Below are 19514 nucleotides of genomic sequence, written 5' to 3'. Positions count from 1 at the left end.
AATATCAATTTCACTGGTAATATCCCCATCAACATCATCGTTTGCATTCGCCCCTGCGTCAGTATATGCATCTCCAACTGCTAAAGAAATATCACCTCCAATTAAAGTTATTACAGGAGCTGTGGTATCAAGTTTATTTATAACTTCAAAACTTACGGTCTGAAGTATTTCTTGTCCGTTTGAATCTTTCAATAAAAACGCTAAAGTTGTTTGTCCTAGTTCTGTAGCTACGTAGGTTAAGGTATAGGTTCCTGGCGTAATGCTAACAAATTCATTTAAAATTTCACTCGTTCCACTAGGAGAAGATGTTATTGTACCTGTTCCTTGTGAAAAAGAATAATTCCGTTCATAGGTAACTCCTGTAGTGGTAGTTTCACTCCCTAAAGTAATACTAATATCTTGTGAGCTACCCAACAAAACTTGTCCTGTAGGTCCTGTTGCCGTCCAAGAAACGGGAACATTTGTAATAACATAAGATAAAGTAACCTGCTCCTGAAAACCAAAAGTATCTTCTGCGGTAAAAGTGATCGAGTGATCTCCAATTTTTGTGGCAATATAATTCATTGAGGCTGTTAATGGACTCAAACCTATCTTATCTCCCTCAGCAATAGTAACTCCGGATTCATTTTGATAATATCCTTCACCAGAATTAATTTTATAGAAATACGAATATGAATATCCTTCTACAAGTTCTTCTGGGGTAACGGTAATGGAAGTAGCAAGAGGTGTATTGATAAAGCCATCTGCTACATGAGTTTCTGAAATTTCAAATTCTACTTCAGTGTATAGCCCAACCTCTTTAGTACAGGCTATTATTATTACCAGTATTGCTAGAACACCAAAAATGTATTTAAATAGGTTTTTCATTGTGGTTGTTTTGGGTTAGTTTTATGCCTATTTATTGATAAGTTAAAGTTATTGTTTGTGTTTTTTCAATACCTGTAAAAATTTCTGTTACGGTAAAAGTTATTGTTACAACATTACTTAGAAGCAAGTCTGTATACCCTCCAATTATGGAGCCTGCCGTCATTGGAATTTCAATTCGCTCTCTGTAATTTATACCTCCTAGTTCTAAAGTCCCCTTTCCTGTCTCCATAATCATAGTATAATTTCCTTCAGGCATACTACTGTTAGGGCTTATGTTAAAATAAAGATTTACTTCTCCATTTGGATATCCTCCCTCTGGAACAGGATCGTAAGGATTAGCACTGAAAGAAAAATCTGGCGCAAGTGGTTCTTCAAGAATAATTTGGACAGTATCAGACCCTGTAGCATCAAGATCATCAGTTACTGTTAAAACGATATCATAGGTACCGGCACTATTGAATGTATGTGTTATTACATCTGGGTCTTCGGTATTCACCACATTACCCACAGATCCTGTATCATCAAAATTCCACTCGTAATTTTCAATGGTTCCATCAGTATCATTTGAATTAGCCACAGCAAAACTTATCGTTTTAGGGAAATTACCATTAGGTATTAAAATTAAATCGTCAATTTCTACCGTAGGATTTTGATTTGGCACTACATTAATATCAATTGTGGCCATAGTAGTAGCTCCATCTTCATCTTCAATCGTATAGTCAAATCTATCGTTCCCACTAGTCGCGTTATAAAGTATAGATTGCCCTCCGGGAGCAATTGTTGCGCTACCATTTATAGCTGTTTCTATAGTTGTAATAGTTAAAACGGTTCCATCAGCATCACTATCATTATCAAGAACATCTAAGGTATTGTCTGAAGAATTTTCTATTACTGTAAAGTTGTCGTCAATAGCTACAGGATCTATATTAGCAGCAGCTGAAATAATAGCCGTAACAGTGTATGCTTTAGTCGTGTTATCTGCAGCCGTAACAGTATATTCTACAGGATTTGTAAAATCTTGAGCCATTCCAGTATTTGGATTTACCGTATTTCCAGTATGAATTATAGCAGGCGTTAGACTGCTTACATTTGTTCCTGCAGGAAGTGTTACGGCAATTGTCGTTCCTGAAATGACGCCAGCAACTCCATCAATACTAAATGATGTAATGTTATTATCACTACTAAGATCTGGGGCTAAACTCACCGTAACAGTATACACTTTAGTCGTTCCATCTGCTGCGGTAACGGTATACTCCACAGGGCTTGTAAAGTCTTGCGCTACTCCAGAAGTAGGGTTTACAGAAGCACCAGTATGAGTTACCGTAGAACTTAATGAGGTAACATCTGTTCCTGCGGGTAAGGTTAGGGAAATATTGGTTCCTGTAATAATTCCATCAACACCATCAATTGCAAAATCAGTGATATCTTTGGCTTCATTTCCTTCGACAGTTAAAGTAACGCTATATTCTTGAATTGTTTGATCTTGAGCCGTAACTGTATAAATTACTGGATTTGTAAAGTCTTGACTTGTTTCTGATTCCGGCGAAATACTTGCCCCATTATGTATAATTACTGGTGCTAAAGCAGTCAAATCGGTTCCTTCAGGAAGTACAACATCAATAGTAGTTCCTGTAATTGTCCCTGCTACTCCATTTACTATAAATGAAGTAATTTCTTTTTCGGTAGAAAGTTCATCTACTACTTCAAAATTTACGGTTTGAAGTAGTTCTTGTCCGTTTGAATCTTTCAATAAAAACTCTAAAGTTGTTTGTCCTAGTTCTGTAGAAACATAAGTTAAGGTATATGTTCCTGGTGTAATACTAATTAATTCATTAAGGGTTTCATTCGCTCCACTAGGAGAAGATGTTATCGTACCTGTACCTTGAGTAAAGGAATAATTCCGTTCATAGGTAACTCCGGTAGCTGTAGTTTCACTCCCTAAAATAACTGTAATATCTTGTGAGCTACCTAAAAGTACTTGTCCTGAAGGTCCTGTGACCGTCCAAGAAACGGGAACATTTGTAATAACATAAGATAAAGTAACCTGCTCCTGAAAACCAAAAGTATCTTCTGCATTAAAAGTGATCGAGTGATCTCCAATTTCCGTGGCTATATAATTTAATGAGGCTGATAATGGACTCAACCCTATTTTATCTCCTTCCGTAATTGTATTTCCTGCTATATCTTGAAAATACCCTTCGCCTGTATTAATTTTATAGGAATAGGTATAAGAATACCCTTCCACTAGTTCTTCTGGAGTAACAGTAATGGAAGTAGCGAGCGGTGTATTTATAAAACCATCTGCTACATGAGTTTCAGAAATTTCAAATTCTACTTCAGTATATAGTCCTACTTCTTTTGTACATGCAATGATGACTGCCAATGATACAAAAAGTGTAAAAATATACCTGTAGTTTAACTTCATAAATAAGAATTACCTAAAAAAGTAGTAGCGAAGCCCTAAACCTGAAAAGTTTGTAAATTGACCAAAATCGCTATTCATATGATAGAACTGAGATGTTTTAGCTACGATAGATAATCTATTACTAATTATAACATCAATTTCAGCTCCAATTGTTCCTCCATAAATCAGTTTACTTTGTCCGTCTAAGAAAACAATATTTGAAAAAGCCTCATTACCACCATTTACTAGCTCATAACCAGCCAATAAACCAGCTCCAATACTTAGTACTTTGTATCTTCTAGCGGTGGCATATAATGTCGTGAAATAAGAATAGGAAACCGTATAACTTGAATAAGGAATAGTTACTTCTCCAGAGGTATAATTAGATAAAGAAACATCTAAAGCTATCTGCGTAAAAGAGTATTCATCTAAGTTGGTATTAAAGGTCATTTCACCTCCATAGCCATCTCCGAATTTACCAGCAGCCCCCATTACAGAATTTGAAAAAGCCTGTGCGTGAATAAAATTTGATACTAATAAAACAATTAGCAATAAAAAATATTTCATTTAGATAACAAGTTTAAATATTTATAATCCAAGGGAAGAATTACCATTCTAGAACTATCTATTTCGTCTAAAACAATTTCCACTATTTGATTGGTTTGTAAAGGAAATTTTTTGAAAACATATACGATTTCATTATTACTTTCAGGATCAATAATTTTCTGTAAATTAAACGTGTGTACAGGTTCTAATATTGAAGGATTATTGTCTCTGTGGCTCTCTTTAATAAAAAAGCTGAGTCCATTTACGTTGTAATCTTTTTTAGAAGTGTTTTCTAAAGAAAGCATAAAATATATTTCTTCACGATCTACTAAAATATTATTAAGACGAACAATGATTTTCTTATTTTGACGGAAACTACGTTTTAAGATACTCTTTTGTAAATAATTGTTTTCACAAAAAATGCTGTAATACTCCTCTCGATCTAAATTATATAAATCATTTTCAGAATCAGAATATAACTCAGGATCCGTATTTGGTTGATTTGAAAATCCTTCAAAAACGTCAGGACTAACATTCATATCCGTTGGCGGAGTTTTAATTGTTTCTCGAGGATCTATATTAGACGCTACGGGTGCGACACTTTCGGGTGGAGCGTTTGGCTTAGGATTTGCTTGAACAATTGTAGTATTCTCTGGCTCTGGTGGCGTCGCAGAACTTCCTGAATTCATAGCTCCTACCGCCTGATTCGCATTTATAATATGGGTATACTTTTCTAATTTTTGTGAATAATTAAGTACTATTGAAAAAATACTACCATCCGTGGTTATTACAGTCATATTACTGGGCGTTCCCTTTCTAGCTTTTAAGGTTCCAATAGTATTTCCTTGATCAAATTCGAACTTATAATTGCTTGCTGGAGGAATAACCTGTTCAATCACTGTTGGAAAGAAAAGGGTTACTGTAGTAAATTCATTGGCCTCTACAGTTAATGGTTTAGCGTTATCCTGAGCAGTAACACTGCCCATAAGAACTAAATACACTATTAAAAAAAAATAATTTTTCTTCATAAGAGGTTTTTCGTAAATCAACAACTGCTTTTAACTAACGGCTTATTACGAGATTTAATATGCAAAAGTACAATTTTGATTAAAAATATTGGTTATTTTCTCAGAAATGAAAAAGCTAAAGATAAATAAATGAAAATAATAGCCGAAATATATTAGTCCAAATACAAATAATATCTTAAAAAAATCTTGTCTTCGCTTCTCTGATTGTCATTTGCCTACCCTTATGAAGATGTGGTAACCAGCAATATAAAACAAACCTTATTAATTTTTATAGGTTTTTTCTTTGTTGAAAATTACTAGTTAAGGAAATTCTTTTTTTTAAATAAATTATTAAACCTTATTTATAGAATGAGTCTATAGGGATAGTTAATGATTATTTGTTTTAAGCTTTTTCATTATCAAATAAATTATGGAAACAATAATATGAATACTACTTAGCACCAAGAATAATACTAGCCATACTAATGAATTTCCATATGCTGATTTAAAAAGTCTAAATGCTAAAATAATTAGTACATAAGAAATAAGCACGATAAAATTGATTATTCCGGTTTTATTATCTTTTTTGAAAATAATAAAACATAAAAATAATGTTATCAGAAAAAAAACTAAACAATAGGTAGTATCCTCACTCATTTACAAAAATTATGATTTTAATAAATGACTTGAACCAGATTTGATTTTTGATTTACCGTAATTCTTTGTATCTAAATACTTGTAATAATTAATAATTTGATCAGTTTTAGATTTATGGGAGTTTTCTAGTATTTTTAAAACACCCTCTAATTCTATGGTATAAGTATCATTTCCGTGTTCTAGAATTTTATCACCAGAATCATCTAATGCATTTGAATGTATATTTATAACATTGCCCTTTGCGTCATCCCCTGAAAGATAATCTTTGTAATGGCTGATATTTATATTTCTGGTAAGATTCTTAGGATATGTAATACTGTTAGACTGATGCGGCCCAAGGTTAACAGAATACTCAATAATATGGTTTTCGTCGTATGCAAAACTCAAACCTTCTTTAGCTGCTAAACTTTTTATTTCATTTGAAAGAGACTCCATATAAGCTACTCCGAAAGCAGATCCTCTACTATGCGAAATAACTTGTAACTGTTCTGTAATTTCATTTTTGTCATTCCGGGAATTCTTCATCTTTTTCCAAACATTGGGAGCATCTAATTTTCCTTTTTTCTTTCCCGCTTTCTCCCTTGTGCTTGCCCACATTCCTTGATCTCCATCTATATAATGAAATTTTGATGGAATATATCCAGTTTCTCTAGCCGTGGCCGCTAAAAGATACGGACTCCAATAGGAAGCGTCAGCTCTTTCTTCATCCGAACTTACAGCTCCATTAATCAATATTGGAAATTCAAACTCTAAAACATCTAAATCTATATAGTTATTGAACGCCTTTTTTAGATTAGAACTCTCATAACTTTGCTTAAGTTTTCTTTTTAAAGTCGACCCGAATTTTTTTGAAATCAATTCTTGAGAAACCTTATTATCTCCCTTGATTTGAGCCATAGAAATTTTAGTAGCACTTTTAGATTTTCTAATGCTACGTTTTATATCATGCCTAAGCTTTAAATCTACTATAGTGCTCATTCCTAAAAGGATATTATTTAATGATGAATAAGGTTATAATTCTTAGCTCTTACTACTCCCCCCAACTATTTTCAAAAACCATATCACCTATAGTAATGGTACTTGCTGAAATCACAATTCTTTTTTGCATAGGAACATCATCGATAGCATCAAACTCCTCTTCCAAACTTACACAAAAAGCTCTAGTAAAGGTTACTTCTTGCAAACGTGACAAAGCATCGCGCTTATAGAATAAGATTGCACCATCTTTAGTTTGTTCCGGTTCCATCATCCAATGAAATAAATCAGATTTACCTTGAGATTCAATAGTAATCATTATTTGACCACCTCTTGGTTTTCCTGAAGGTTTGCCAGTGTGATCCATAGGTTGTTCAAAATTATACGCACAATGAAGCACGTTGTATTCTTGACCATCTACAATTAATTTTGCTAAAAAAGACATAGGTTATGGTATTAATATAATTATCAGTGGTTAAAGTACGTTCTAATATCCTAGTATCAAAAAAAAGTCGATAAATTACATCGATTTATTTCTCAAAAAAGAACACCCCTAAAAACTATATAGCCTTAGAGGTGTTGGTATATGTACTGTAAATTATTTTATTGTTGTTCGTAATCCGTATCCCATTCAGAACCTTCATCACCTTTTTGACCATCCATTTTAATCAAAAAGTTTTTAGCAGGGAAATAAGGCTTAAGTCTTACATCTAATAATATACGGTCTAATTGATTTGGATCTTGTTCAAATTTTTTGATTTCAAAATTTTCTATCAATTTATCTGGACCCGTAATTCCGTCTAAGAAATGTACAATTTGTTTATGAATTTCGTTTCTAGTTTTAGCATTAAAGTTTTCAAAAGCTCTACGGTTAAGAAAATCCATTAATACTTTAGTTACATAATCAAAAACACGCACTACAGAATAGGTTTGTAGCCCTAAGTTATCGCCATTAAATAAGGTCTTTGCAGAAAATGCCATCACTTTGCCATATTCATTAACCATAGGAACAAGGCCAAGGTTTTCTAAATTAGCTATTTCACCTTTTCTTAAATCAAAGGCAACACCATCTACTTCACTTAAACCACCGTGTTTTTTACCTGCAGTTACTTGAGACATTAGAGTTCTATATATTTTACCTGCTAAAGCTCCAGAAGGTGCAACGTGTAAATCTTCTTCCTCTCCTACCTCTGCATGCTTACCTCTACCTACTAACCAATTACAGGTCATAATAGTGTTTGATAAATACATGTCACCACTTGCAAGATTGGCACTTTCAAACATTTCCATAACGTCATCCGGCTCATCTAAATGCGCGAAATCCGTTACTAAAGTTACTTTATTATCGTGAGCTAATTTTGCCCATTTGTCTACAACAGATTTAGAACCTAAATACCCTGGTAAAACCATTAAGGAATAGTTTTCTCTTAAATCCAATCGGTCATATTTAGATACTAATTCTTCTCTAATATGGTCAAAGAAACGTGTGTTATCTAAATCTGTTAATTGGTCTAATTCTGCATTTACTATAGACACATTTTTTAAAGATGGTAAATCTGTGTTTTTATAGAAAAGCGCTACAGAGCGGTATGAAGATTCTAATTCTTCCGACTCTTCTAGTGCTTGTTTTATGTTTTTATTTAATAGCTCTAATGATTGTTTAGATTTATCATCTGCAGATTGTACTTGATCAAGGATATCGTCACCAGATTTTAAAGTTTCTGACCAAAGTTCAAGAATTTTCTGTAAAGCTTGTCGTTCAGATTTTTTTCCGTTCTCTGTTAAGAACATTTTTCTTCTGGCCTTACGGTCAGGATTTAAATTCTGTACATCATCAATCGCTGATTCTAATAAATCAAATCCACCAAACTTGGCTAACCCGTCTGCTTTTTCTTTAATTTGATCTATAAAAGGTTTGTCACTTAAATGCGACTCTTGGTTGTTTTGTGAAGTATTCGCCATAATTGCTTTTCGTAATTATTTAGTGTTTTTTATTTCGTTAATCAATGCATCAATAGTATCTATTAGCGCTTCTTTTGCTTCTGGATCTTGTAATGCAGATTTTAAAATTTTATTGGTTTTTAATTGCTTAATGATTTTTTTATACTGATCACTTTCAATTTCTAATTCTTTTAAAAAAACACTATTATTGGTAATTCCTTTTTTACCGAAATCGCCTAAATTGCTGAATTTTATGGTTTCATTTATTGTTCCTCCATTTTTATCTTCAAAAGGGACCTTTAATTCAGGTCTAAAATGTTCGAAAATATCTTCTACAGTTCTTAAACCTTCTATTACCTCTGGCTTTATTGGCGTATTCGGAGTTAATTTACCTGCAATTAAAGTTCTGTTTTGTGGAATTTCATTTAGAGCTTCACTTGCATCGCCTTTAACATCATTAGCACCTATTCCAAAATTACTAGCCATATTTTATATTTTTTAAGTTGGTTAAATTTAATCAAAAAAAGTTATTTACAATAGTTATATAGAAGATAAACGTAAAAAGGAGGCATTTAAGTATGCCTCCTTTTAGAAAATATGTAATTTTTATGAGATTATACCCACTCGTTGATATGCTCACCACCACCACTAGATAATTCTTTTGCAGAAATAGTGAAAGTTTCAGTTAAAGGATTTTGGCCAGAAGACTCAAAATTCTCTCTGTACTTGATTAAGTAACCTTCTTTAAAGTTTACTTCTTTTAAGGTAGCATCGTTATCTCTTTTTACGAAAACGATAGTTCCATCTTTTCTTTCGAAGTTATTAGTCATCCATTCGAAAAATCCAGTTTCTCCGTTAGACTCAACAGTTAAGTTAATACGACCACCTCTTGTTACAGAAGAAGGTCTTCCTGTAGGATCTACTTCTTGGTTCAAATCATAAGAACAATGTAAAATGTTGAACTCTTTTCCTGCTACTTTTAATCTTGCTTTGAAAGCCATAATAATGTGTTTTTGTGGCAAATACTGCCTAGTTTATATAACGTCACATAAGGACATCGTAAATATAAAAACTATTTTAAGAAGTAGAAAATAAACTCGATGAACTGCATCATAAAGTCTTAAATAAGAACTTCTTACCTTATTATATATATAATCCGTTAAAAAGTCTTAGAAAAGAGTCCTTTTTTAATCTTCATATCAATAGTCATACTAGTAATACAACCCGTATCTTCCTTCTTTCTCAAGTTTAAACTATTGATTTCAATTTTTTGATCTCTTATAGCATTAAAAAGCTGATTCACCGTATAGCGTTTACCACTTTTATTAAAGACAGGAATACTACTATAGCAAAAATAAGAACGCATAGCTCTGTCATCTAATCTTCTTTCTGAATACCCCACTAACATTTGTAAAATCTCATCAGAAGAAACTACAATTTTCTTAACCTCCGGCTCTACAACAGGTTCAGGAACGGTTACGGTGGGTGGAAGCACTAAAGAATCATTAATATTATCTAAAGCGGTCTCAATAGGATCAACTCGGTTTCTTGGTGTTATTACTTGACGTTCTCCTCTACTATCTAAAACAACAATTCGTCGTCTAGACTCATGTCTTCTATCACCGTTTACAACCAATAAAATTGTTTTCTCTCCTGGAGATTTAAATGTATATTTCTCCTCTTTGTTGGTTCCATCAATATGCAATGACTCACCAAAACTCCATTGCCAAGATTCTGCGAATGGCGCATCACTTGAAAATACAACCTCCTCACCTACTTTAACATTCGTAGGCAAAATTATGTTCGGAATTAATTCAGGAGAAATTAATTCTTTCTTCTCATTAATGGTAATCTCCTTAACCACATCACATTGTCCATTTACTCGTAATGCTACTTTATAAGTTCCCGGTTTTGTAAATTGATGTGCTACATTAGATTGAAATTTTGTGTTAGTTTTGTCACCAAAATCCCACTCCCATTCAACACCAGAATCATCAATGCTATTAAATTCGATTAAATCTTCTGTGGTAAAAGAATTTGCTATGATCTTAAAATCAGGGTTTCCACAATCAACCTTACTGTTAATTTTAAACGAGATTAGTATTAATCCTACAACAAGTAATACTAAAAAAGTTAGAAATACGTTTCGGTCAAAGTGGGTTTTTATATTATTACTTTTCATTAAAATTGGTAATAGAAATTATTAAACTCTTATATTTATCCTTAAAATTACAATTATTACTATGAAACTAAAACTGATGTTTTTAATTCTTATTGTGCAATTTATAGGTTGTGGTAAAAACACTTCCAAAGGTGTAGACCAAATGTACTATAAAAAACAAATAGAAGAAGCACATAGGTTGAAAGAAAAAGAAGCTCTTGTTGTAAAAGAACCAGAAAGAGTAGCCACAACTACCTACCTTACTTATGAGGAAAAAGAGGAGTTTGCTAAGGCGTTGAATATTCCTACAGAAGAGCTTGAGAATGAAAAGTTATATGGTAAAATTAAAGACTGGTTTGGCGTTCCTTATTTATGGGGAGGAACCACAAAAAGAGGTGTAGATTGTTCTGCATTTGTACAACATGTATATGACGTTGTGTACGAAAAAGAATTGCCTAGAACTTCACAACAGCAATTTGATGCCAATTTGGATGTAGCTTTTAAAAGTCAGAAAAATTTAAAAAACGGAGATCTTATCTTTTTTAGACTAAGACACAAAGAAAAAGTAATCTCTCATGTGGGCATCTATTTACAAAACGGAATGTTTCTAGGATCTAATTCACCAAGAGGGGTAGAAATTGCAAATTTGAAAGATGCGTATTGGCAAGATAAATATGTTTCTTCTGCTAGAGCCTTATTAAAATAATTTAATGGAAAACAATATACTACAGGAAATTCGAGAACATTTTGATGGCTTGGATTTTGATATAAAAGCAGAAACATTTGCGGCGGGAATCAAAGAATTCTCTGATGTTTCTTACAGCTATTCTGATTATTTCAAAAGAAGGTATAGCCCCGATGTTTCTGGTATTAGGGAAGATGATGTTTATAAGGAGAATATAGTTGTTCATCTTAGTCGTCGTGGATTTTACAATATTTTTCCAGAACGTTTTTTTCATAAAACTGTTGGTAGTACTGGGTTTGTAAATGATATGGTCAATGCCTACAAGAATAGAAAAGTAGAGCAAGAAAAAGCCCAAAAGTTTTTTAATCCGTTAGAGGAAGAATTTTTTCTACACAGAGTAGAAGTAGAACGAGAAGAAGATCGTATTTTTGAATCGCTGGGAAATTCTGAATTAGTTTATTTCTTGTCAGACTTATGGGAGATCAATTCTAACATACCACATGTCATGGCCGGAAAAATTTTGAAAGCAATTCCCTTTATGCATAAGATTGCAGGAAATTTAACGTTAATACAGCAAGTATTAGAAACAATAATCGAAGAAAGCTTAACCATAACCAAAACATACACCACCATTCCTAACACACACGAACATAACGATACCTTGCAATTAGGCGTAAATTTAGCGACGGCAACCACCGGTGCTTCCTATTTGCCAAAATATACGTTCAATATTAACAATATTAAAAACCCCGAAAAAATTCATGACTATTTACCTAAAGGACAAATTAGTTTAGTAATGCAGTATTTTTTAGATCACACCATGCCTTTTGAGAGTGATTTTGAAATAGACTTTACTTTGCCTCAGAAAAAACAAAACTTTACACTGAGTGATGCCATCTTTGCTGGTCGACTTGGTATATCTTCTACAATATAATTTTCATGATAAAACGTTACTTAAAAACATTAATAAGCTTTGAAGCATTGATGCCTTTTATGATTATTGTGGTGATCACGATACTTGTACTTACCTTATTTGCTTCTAAAACACCTGGTTTTAAAAAACAACGCAAGAAGTTTTATATCTATTTGATATCAGGTATTGTCGTAATGGGAATATTTACGTGTATTGTCTATAACTTAAAACAAACAGGCGTATTACTTCGGTACTTTTCCATGCTTAGTTTTTCTTTTTTATTGGGAGCTTTACATGTGTACTTTGTCCGTTATTTTTTCGACAAATTTGAAATAGAAAATAAGTTTAAAGAATTACTAATTGCCTTTGTAACTGCCTTGGTGCTTGTTGTACCTATTATAATGGTTGCCTCTTACTTTCAAGATCTAAAGTATCTAGGTTATTATTTTTTAATTACAACCACTTTTGTAGTGCCTACCGCGTTTTATGCACTGTTTAATTATGCTATAAGCGTACCTGTAAAGTTATATTCTAAATGGTATTACCCTTTAGGTAATAAATATGAATCTCCTAAGCATTATGAGTTAAGCAATATGATTGTTTTAAACTTTATGTTTTATAAAAACACGAAAGAAACTCATCTAACAAGTTTTAAAGCAAAAGCACCTAAAGATATGGATTTTGGTAGGTTGTTTTTCTTTTTCATTAATGATTACAACAGTAAAAAAACCACTACTAAAATTGAGCTTCTTGAAGACTCTGGCGATCCATTTGGCTGGTATTTTCAAACCAAACCTAAATGGTTTGGAGCTTCAAAACATATTAATTCATCACTAACCGTAGAACAAAACAATCTGAATGATGGCGACACCGTAGTGTGCCAACGTATATAATATTTATTATGATAGAGGACATAAAACACTTTAAAACAAATTGGATCGATGGTATGAAAATCTCTAAAGAGCATTTTCAAAACCTCCAAGACTACGCAGAAAATACAGCAAAAGATCTTACCAGTATTAGAATAGGAAAAGATGGTTATGGTTTATTGGCATCACATTTAAGTGATCATAATGAATACATTGTTACTATTGATGTACATAAAAGCTTAAAAATTTCGATTAAAAAATTACGTGCTATCACTCCAAACGGTACGCGTGTAGAAATTACAAACTTCACACCAGCGGTTAAAGAAGATGTGGTTGTTGAGCAGTTTGCAGATAACAAATTAGAAGAAGGTTTTGTTCTTTTAAATGTAGATCAAGAAGATACAGTTGCTTTTGGAGAGCAAAACCCAAAAGAAATGCCTCCTCGTTATCCGTATACTACAAATAGGTATTTTTTCACTTTTGTAACTGCAAATGATTTAGAAAAATCTGGACTAGCAGGGAACCAGCTTCCTATCGCTAAAATTATCAGAGAGAATAATGCTTTGGCCGCAGCCACAGATTACATAGCGCCCTCTACTACCCTAGGAACTAGTGAAGCATTAATCGATTTTTATAATGTTGCAGAAGCTTTCTTGAAAATGGCCGAACGCAGTTCTATACTAATTGTACAAAAAATAAATACCAAGCAGAGTGATAATCCTATTGCAGACGCTATGCATACAGTAGTAGATAAATTGTATGCTTATTTATCACAACAAATTACCTATGTAAAATGGGAAGAGTATGAAATGCATCCTAAGAAATTAATTGAAATTATCGTTAGTTTTTCAAGACTTTTCAAGAGCTCAGTAGATGTATCATCACCGGAAAATAAAGAACAATTGTTCAACTATTTTGGAGAATGGACAGATTTAAAGGGGGGTGATTATGAAAAAATATTTACCAACATTATCAATATTGATTACAAGCATACAGATGTTAATCAAAACTTATTCATCATCAATTCATTTATGAATGTAATTGAGCGTTTGTTCACTATTCTGACGCAAGTAGATTATATCGGTAAACGTAGAGATATGGGCATATTTGTAAATGAAAATATTGTAGAAGACAAATTCGGTAAATCTGGAGGTCCTTCATTTTTAGCGGAATAAAATAAAATTATACTATGGAAATTTTAAATAAAAAAGAAAGGATATCTGCTTTTCTACTTTTTTTACTCATGTTTTTGGTCACTATTGTGCTCCTTTTTGTAGCGGTGTTTTTTAGTTACAAATTACCTTGGAAAGAGAATGATGTCTTACGTGCAGAAAACAAGAAAATTCAGTATGAATTTATGTATCAGAAGCAGTTTATCAATGAACTAAAACGTGTAGATGTTTTAATAGATTCATTAGATAAAACAAAACAAGGAAATATCTTTTTAGAACAATCTATAAATTCTGACTTAGTAAAAATTAAGAATGATATTCCAAAAGACTCTCTTGAAAACAGGAACATGTATGAGAATTTAATTCTTACTTATAAGAAATTGTTAGACGCAAAAAGAGATTTAAAACAGGTAGCCAATGCTAAAACTGAAATTGATAAATTAGATAAGCAATTGGATGATTATGAAGATCAAATACGAAATTTAGAAACCGCATTAGAATTAGCCAGACGTATAAACAGAAACCAATAAGTATGAATAACGAAGTTGAAAAGGCTATTTATATTGCAACACAAATTGCAGAAGAAAATCAGCATCAAAATTACACCGCTGCACATTTAATTAAGGCAGCTTTAAATAGAGATTTATCGCTTTTGCGTAAACTTCATAATCTAGGTGTAGATGTTTATTTTGTTGAAGAATGGGCAGAAGTTAACATTGAACAAACCCCAAAAAGATCTTCTAGAAATACAGAAGTAGAAGCAGATTCTGGTGTACAACTAGTATTTGTAGAAGCTGAAGATATTAAAGGGAAGCTTGGTAAGGATGAAGTTGATTTATTGATCTTATTCATTGCAGCAATAACTCCTGGTGTAGGCTTTAGTTTTGATCAATTAAAATCGCTCCCTGTTAGTCACAATCAACTTTTAGAAACTCAAAAAGGTACGGAAGGGAAAGTCAACCCTAAAATTAGTACTTCTGCAACTTCCTCTGAAGCAACAGATACTAGTGTGTTGACCAAATATACTTCAGATCTTGTAGAATTGGCTAGTGCTGGAGAATTTGCGCATATTATCAATAGAGATAAGGAATTAAAGAGTATTACCGAAATTTTAAGTAGAAAGTCTAAACCTAATGTGATTATCCAAGGAGAATCGGGTGTTGGAAAATCTATTTTAATTAAAAATTTAGCAGTATTAATTGCTGAAAAGAAAATCGTAGATGTTTTACAAGAGGCTACATTTTTAGAAATACACACTACCCTACTCTTATCTGGAGCTTCTTATAAAGGAGAAGTAGAAGATAGGTTACAACAAATCTTTGAACAGGCAAAATCCTTTACCATGCCTATTTTGGTTATGGATGATTTTCATGCCCTACTGCAAGATAATGCTACGAGCCAGGGAATATTAAATGTTATAAAATCTGAATTAAATAAAGGAGAAATTGTTCTTATTGGAGTCACTTCCCCAGAACATTTCCGAAAGCATATAGCATCTGATGATGCCTTAAGCAGGCGTTTTGAATCGGTTAGTTTAGAAGAACCAGATACAGAAACTGCTTTTAGAATATTAAAAAATGTAGGGGAAACATTTAAAAAACACCACCAATTAGAAATTTCTGATGATACGTTAAAAGAATCTATTTTATTTTCTAAACGGTATTTAAAAGAAAAAAACCTTCCAGATTCTGCTCTAGATTTAGTAGATAGAACCATGGCTGCAGCGAAAGTATCGCAGCAATCACTACCTGCAGATGTAGAAGAGTTAAAAAATAAATTAGCCTTTTTAGAAAAGAAATCAGAAACCTTATCCGAAGAACAGCGCAAAGAGGAAATAGATTGGATCTACATAGAACTTAAGAATAAATTAGGGCCTATTATTATCGGGAAATATGATACAGAAGATTTATTGTCTTTTCCTTCCTATGCTGATAAAGTAGCTTATTTAACTACGATTCTAGAAGCTATTGAAGTGCATTCTACAAAAGAATTAACTGAAATCTTTGATGAAGATTTGGCAGCTGTTGTATCTAGTATTACCGGCATACCTGCTGGAAAAGTACAAACACAAGAGCGCGAACGTCTCATGGAGATGGAAGCTACGCTTAAGAAACGTGTTATTGGTCAAGACCATGCGGTAAAAACAATTACAGAAGCTATTATAGAATCAAGGTCGGGGCTTTCTAAAGCAGGCCAACCAATTGGCTCTTTCTTTTTCTCTGGACCTACAGGAACAGGAAAAACAGAATTAGCAAAATCATTGGCAGAGTTTTTATTTAATGATGAAAGCGCTATCATTCGTTTTGACATGTCTGAATTTAAAGAGGAACATTCAGCGGCACTTTTATACGGTGCACCTCCGGGATATGTTGGGTATGAAGAAGGCGGTATGTTAGTAAATAAGATTAGACAAAAACCGTATTCTATAGTACTTTTTGATGAGATTGAAAAAGCACACCAGTCCGTTTTTGATGTATTCCTTCAAATTTTAGATGAAGGTAAACTTAGTGACCGTTTGGGTAAATTAGGCGATTTTTCCAATGCCGTAATTCTTTTTACTTCTAATATAGGATCAGAATTTATCGCAGAGAAAATTTCTGATGGAACCACACCCTCTTCTGATGAAATCTTAGAAATAATGGCGCCATATTTTAGGCCAGAATTTTTAGGTAGAATCACAGAGATTATTCCCTTTGCCCCTATTTCGAAAGAAAATGCACCTCTTATTTTTGACTTACATCTTAAAAAGGAATTGCTTGTTTTAGCGAATAAATTAGGAATTACACTTGACATTGATAAAGAAACAAAAGACTTTTTATCCTTAGACGGTTTTTCATCCACGTATGGTGTTAGGCCTTTAAAAGCGGTCATCCGTAATAAATTAAAAAGACCTTTGTCTCGTATGATTATCTCTGGTGAGATTACAGCACCACAAACAGTAAAAATCAGCTTAAAAGACACTGTCGTTGTTTTTGAAGTAACCAAGTAAAACTAGGCTAAATGGCAAAACAGTACTACGAAGCTCCTTTTGATTTTAAGCGTTTTTTTGAGAAGAAAGAACTTCGAAGAATAACGCTACAAGAATCTATATCACAATTTATAAGCATCATTATAACCACCTATTTTGAAGAATATGTTTTTGATGAAGGCTTTGGTAGTGAAATATGGGAGACAGATTTTGACCTGTTAGTAAATGCTAATGTTTTAAAAGAGCAAATTAAAAGATCGCTTACCAATCAAATAGAAACCTATGAAAAGCGATTAGGCAACACAAATCTGACCATTAATTTGCAAGAAAGTGTATCTGAAAATTCTAATAAAGTACGATTGAAAAAATATCTAAATATTACAATTACAGGAACATTATTAAAAACCAACGAACCGTATTATTTTAGTGGAGATTATTATTTAGCACCACTATCTTATAAGTAAACACATACTCCTGAATGAAATCATTAAGTAAAGAAGAAATAAAAGAACGGTTAATTAGAAGGGCTGCCGATACCTGGGGAATGGATGAAATGGAAATTGAATATTCCTTGGATCCAATTGTCAGTATACTTTTTGATGCTTGTGCGCATGAATTTGAACGTATTTCAGATACCATAAAATCTAGTAGAACAAGAATTACAGAGCGCTTGGTAGATTTACTAACGCCCCAAGTTTCTGTAACCGCTAGGCCTGCCCATGCCGTAATGCATGCATTACCAATAGACAGTACTCTTAATATTAATGAACGTTCAGAATTTTACCACCGAAAGAGAATGCCAATTTTCAGGGAGAATGGTAAAAACGATTTTGAAGATTTTTTCTTTGCTCCCGCAGGAGATTTTAAAATTAGCAATTGCAGTTTAGACTATATCGCCTATCCAGAAAAAATTGCTTCACATAAAAACCACCGGAACATCCCTTTTATTCTCAAAGAGAATTTTGTGGGCGCTGCAGATGGTTCTAGTATTTATTTAGGAATAAAACCAGATGATGAAGTAACATCTATCCAAGACTTACTTTGTTATTTTGATTTGCTTAATTTTTCTCAAAAAAATGTATTAACGCACCAATTAGGTTTATCTAAATGGTCTTTAAATGGTAACCCATTAGAGGTGGTTAATGGGTACAATGAATTAGAATTCGCTGGGCAAGATTTAAATACCTATATCAATGAGTCTATACAGAGTAAGATTAAGTTCTACGAGAATTATGTAAAAGAATTTTACCAGGATCATTTTTATACCATTACAGATGCTATTGATGTAAAGAGTAATTTAAGAGACTATCCAGAAGATTTTGAGACGTTTTTAAGTGAGAAAGATTTAAAAGAATTTAAAACACCATTATTGTGGATCAAGATTTCTTTTTCTTCTATTGTATCTAGTCAAATGCTAGATAATTTACATTGCCATATCAATTGTTTTCCTGTGTTGAATAAAAAACGACATGAAACCAATAGACGCTTAAAACCGTATTTTAACATTTTACCACTAGAGGTCGATGGAGATTTCTTTTTTGATGTGCAAGATATAAAAGGCGATAGTGGAAACACGTATTTTATTCAAGATCGAAAAAAAGAAGACACGGCTACCAGTACGCAGGCATATCTGCGTTTTGGTGGCGTTTCTCGTTTTGATGAGCGTGATGCTTCAGAACTTTTAAATTACACCATAGATTTGCTTAAAGAAGATAGTATTGCGTTCAATGCTATGAATGATGATTTTATCAATACTAATTTAAAAGATCTTAAACAGATAATTTCTAGGATTGATCAACAGATAGAATTAAGAGATTTTACCAAAAATAAAATTCCATACCTGGTCATCAATAAAAATAGCATTAATAAAAATAAAGATCAATTTGTCTTTACAAATTACTGGAGTACTGCTGGTGACAAGGCCAATAAAATAAACCCATATGTACAATTAGTGCAGTATTCGGGTACCGCATTTTTAACAAATTCGCTAACCTTTATTACCGGTACTATTGGTGGTAAAGATGAACCGAATGCTAGTGAAAAAATATATGCCTACAGGGAGCATATTCTTTCTAAAGGAAAAATAATTACACGACAGGATATTATTCAACATTGCTTTGGTATTTTTAAAGATAGTATTACCAAAGTAACCATAGAAAAAGGTGTAGTTGTTGCTTTAGATGAAGGTGTTGGATATACGCCAACTACAGATGTATACATTACCAAGCATGAAGATGCCGTATATGATGAAGAAAGTTGGGAACACTTAAAGAAAGAAGTACTTATAGGCCTCCAATCAAGGTCTGCGAATGTACTTCCTTTCCGTGTTTTTTATAGCTAATAATCTAT

At 32.8% G+C, this 19514-nt stretch carries 17 protein-coding genes and 1 pseudogene; 8 read left to right on the top strand and 10 right to left on the bottom strand.

Features of this window, described 5'->3' with window-relative positions; genetic code table 11:
* The 10 genes and pseudogenes from BLQ19_RS11905 to BLQ19_RS11855 all read right to left on the bottom strand — a co-directional run.
* Positions 1–867: pseudogene (locus BLQ19_RS11905) on the bottom strand (hypothetical protein); the annotation flags it as partial.
* Positions 868–898: 31 nt separating this feature from the next.
* Entirely contained in the window at positions 899–3292 is a 2394-nt protein-coding gene (locus tag BLQ19_RS11900) for an SGBP N-terminal domain-containing protein (protein ID WP_074538491.1), read from the bottom strand.
* Positions 3293–3301: 9 nt separating this feature from the next.
* A complete protein-coding gene (locus BLQ19_RS11895) occupies positions 3302–3838 on the bottom strand; it encodes a conjugal transfer protein TraO (protein ID WP_024480881.1) in 537 nt (178 codons plus the stop codon).
* Positions 3835–4845 (bottom strand): DUF4138 domain-containing protein, encoded by a 1011-nt coding sequence (locus BLQ19_RS11890; protein ID WP_074538490.1) that lies wholly within the window; start codon positions 4843–4845, stop codon positions 3835–3837. The genes BLQ19_RS11895 and BLQ19_RS11890 overlap by 4 nt, the downstream gene beginning before the upstream one ends.
* A 645-nt stretch (positions 4846–5490) precedes the next feature.
* Positions 5491–6459, bottom strand: coding sequence for a hypothetical protein (locus BLQ19_RS11880; protein ID WP_074538489.1), 969 nt, complete (start codon positions 6457–6459; stop codon positions 5491–5493).
* 52 nt (positions 6460–6511) lie between these two features.
* Positions 6512–6901, bottom strand: coding sequence for a type VI secretion system tube protein TssD (gene tssD / locus BLQ19_RS11875; protein ID WP_024480877.1), 390 nt, complete (start codon positions 6899–6901; stop codon positions 6512–6514).
* Positions 6902–7059: 158 nt separating this feature from the next.
* Positions 7060–8418, bottom strand: coding sequence for a DUF5458 family protein (locus BLQ19_RS11870; protein WP_024480876.1), 1359 nt, complete (start codon positions 8416–8418; stop codon positions 7060–7062).
* Positions 8419–8433: 15 nt separating this feature from the next.
* Positions 8434–8883 (bottom strand): hypothetical protein, encoded by a 450-nt coding sequence (locus BLQ19_RS11865; RefSeq protein WP_024480875.1) that lies wholly within the window; start codon positions 8881–8883, stop codon positions 8434–8436.
* 128 nt (positions 8884–9011) lie between these two features.
* Entirely contained in the window at positions 9012–9398 is a 387-nt protein-coding gene (tssD, locus tag BLQ19_RS11860; RefSeq protein ID WP_024480874.1) for a type VI secretion system tube protein TssD, read from the bottom strand.
* A gap of 158 nt (positions 9399–9556) precedes the next feature.
* Positions 9557–10579: a PKD domain-containing protein gene (locus BLQ19_RS11855; RefSeq protein WP_029446549.1), complete on the bottom strand. Its 1023-nt coding sequence runs from the start codon at positions 10577–10579 to the stop codon at positions 9557–9559.
* A gap of 61 nt (positions 10580–10640) precedes the next feature.
* Between BLQ19_RS11855 and BLQ19_RS11850 the strand changes: the two genes are divergently transcribed.
* From BLQ19_RS11850 to BLQ19_RS11815, 8 genes are read left to right on the top strand one after another with little or no spacing between them, the layout of a single operon-like run.
* Complete coding sequence (locus BLQ19_RS11850) at positions 10641–11264, top strand: C40 family peptidase (RefSeq protein WP_052085160.1); 624 nt, start codon at positions 10641–10643, stop codon at positions 11262–11264.
* 4 nt (positions 11265–11268) lie between these two features.
* A complete protein-coding gene (locus BLQ19_RS11845; RefSeq protein WP_074538488.1) occupies positions 11269–12177 on the top strand; it encodes a hypothetical protein in 909 nt (302 codons plus the stop codon).
* Positions 12178–12182: 5 nt separating this feature from the next.
* Entirely contained in the window at positions 12183–13049 is an 867-nt protein-coding gene (locus BLQ19_RS11840; RefSeq protein WP_074538487.1) for a TssN family type VI secretion system protein, read from the top strand.
* Positions 13050–13057: 8 nt separating this feature from the next.
* Complete coding sequence (locus BLQ19_RS11835) at positions 13058–14200, top strand: hypothetical protein (protein WP_024480869.1); 1143 nt, start codon at positions 13058–13060, stop codon at positions 14198–14200.
* A gap of 14 nt (positions 14201–14214) precedes the next feature.
* Entirely contained in the window at positions 14215–14727 is a 513-nt protein-coding gene (gene tssO, locus BLQ19_RS11830) for a type VI secretion system TssO (RefSeq protein ID WP_024480868.1), read from the top strand.
* A gap of 2 nt (positions 14728–14729) precedes the next feature.
* Positions 14730–17186, top strand: a complete 2457-nt coding sequence (locus BLQ19_RS11825; RefSeq protein WP_074538486.1) for an AAA family ATPase — start codon at positions 14730–14732, stop codon at positions 17184–17186.
* 11 nt (positions 17187–17197) lie between these two features.
* The gene (locus tag BLQ19_RS11820) at positions 17198–17629 is read left to right on the top strand and encodes a GPW/gp25 family protein (RefSeq protein WP_074538485.1); all 432 of its coding nucleotides are present in this window, start codon (positions 17198–17200) and stop codon (positions 17627–17629) included.
* Positions 17630–17643: 14 nt separating this feature from the next.
* Complete coding sequence (locus BLQ19_RS11815) at positions 17644–19506, top strand: type VI secretion system baseplate subunit TssF (RefSeq protein ID WP_029449302.1); 1863 nt, start codon at positions 17644–17646, stop codon at positions 19504–19506.
* The last annotated feature ends 8 nt before the right edge of the window (positions 19507–19514 follow it).

The sequence above is a fragment of the Cellulophaga baltica genome, assembly GCF_900102165.1.
GTDB lineage: Bacteria > Bacteroidota > Bacteroidia > Flavobacteriales > Flavobacteriaceae > Cellulophaga > Cellulophaga baltica.
This window is presented reverse-complemented; position numbering and strand designations above follow the sequence as displayed.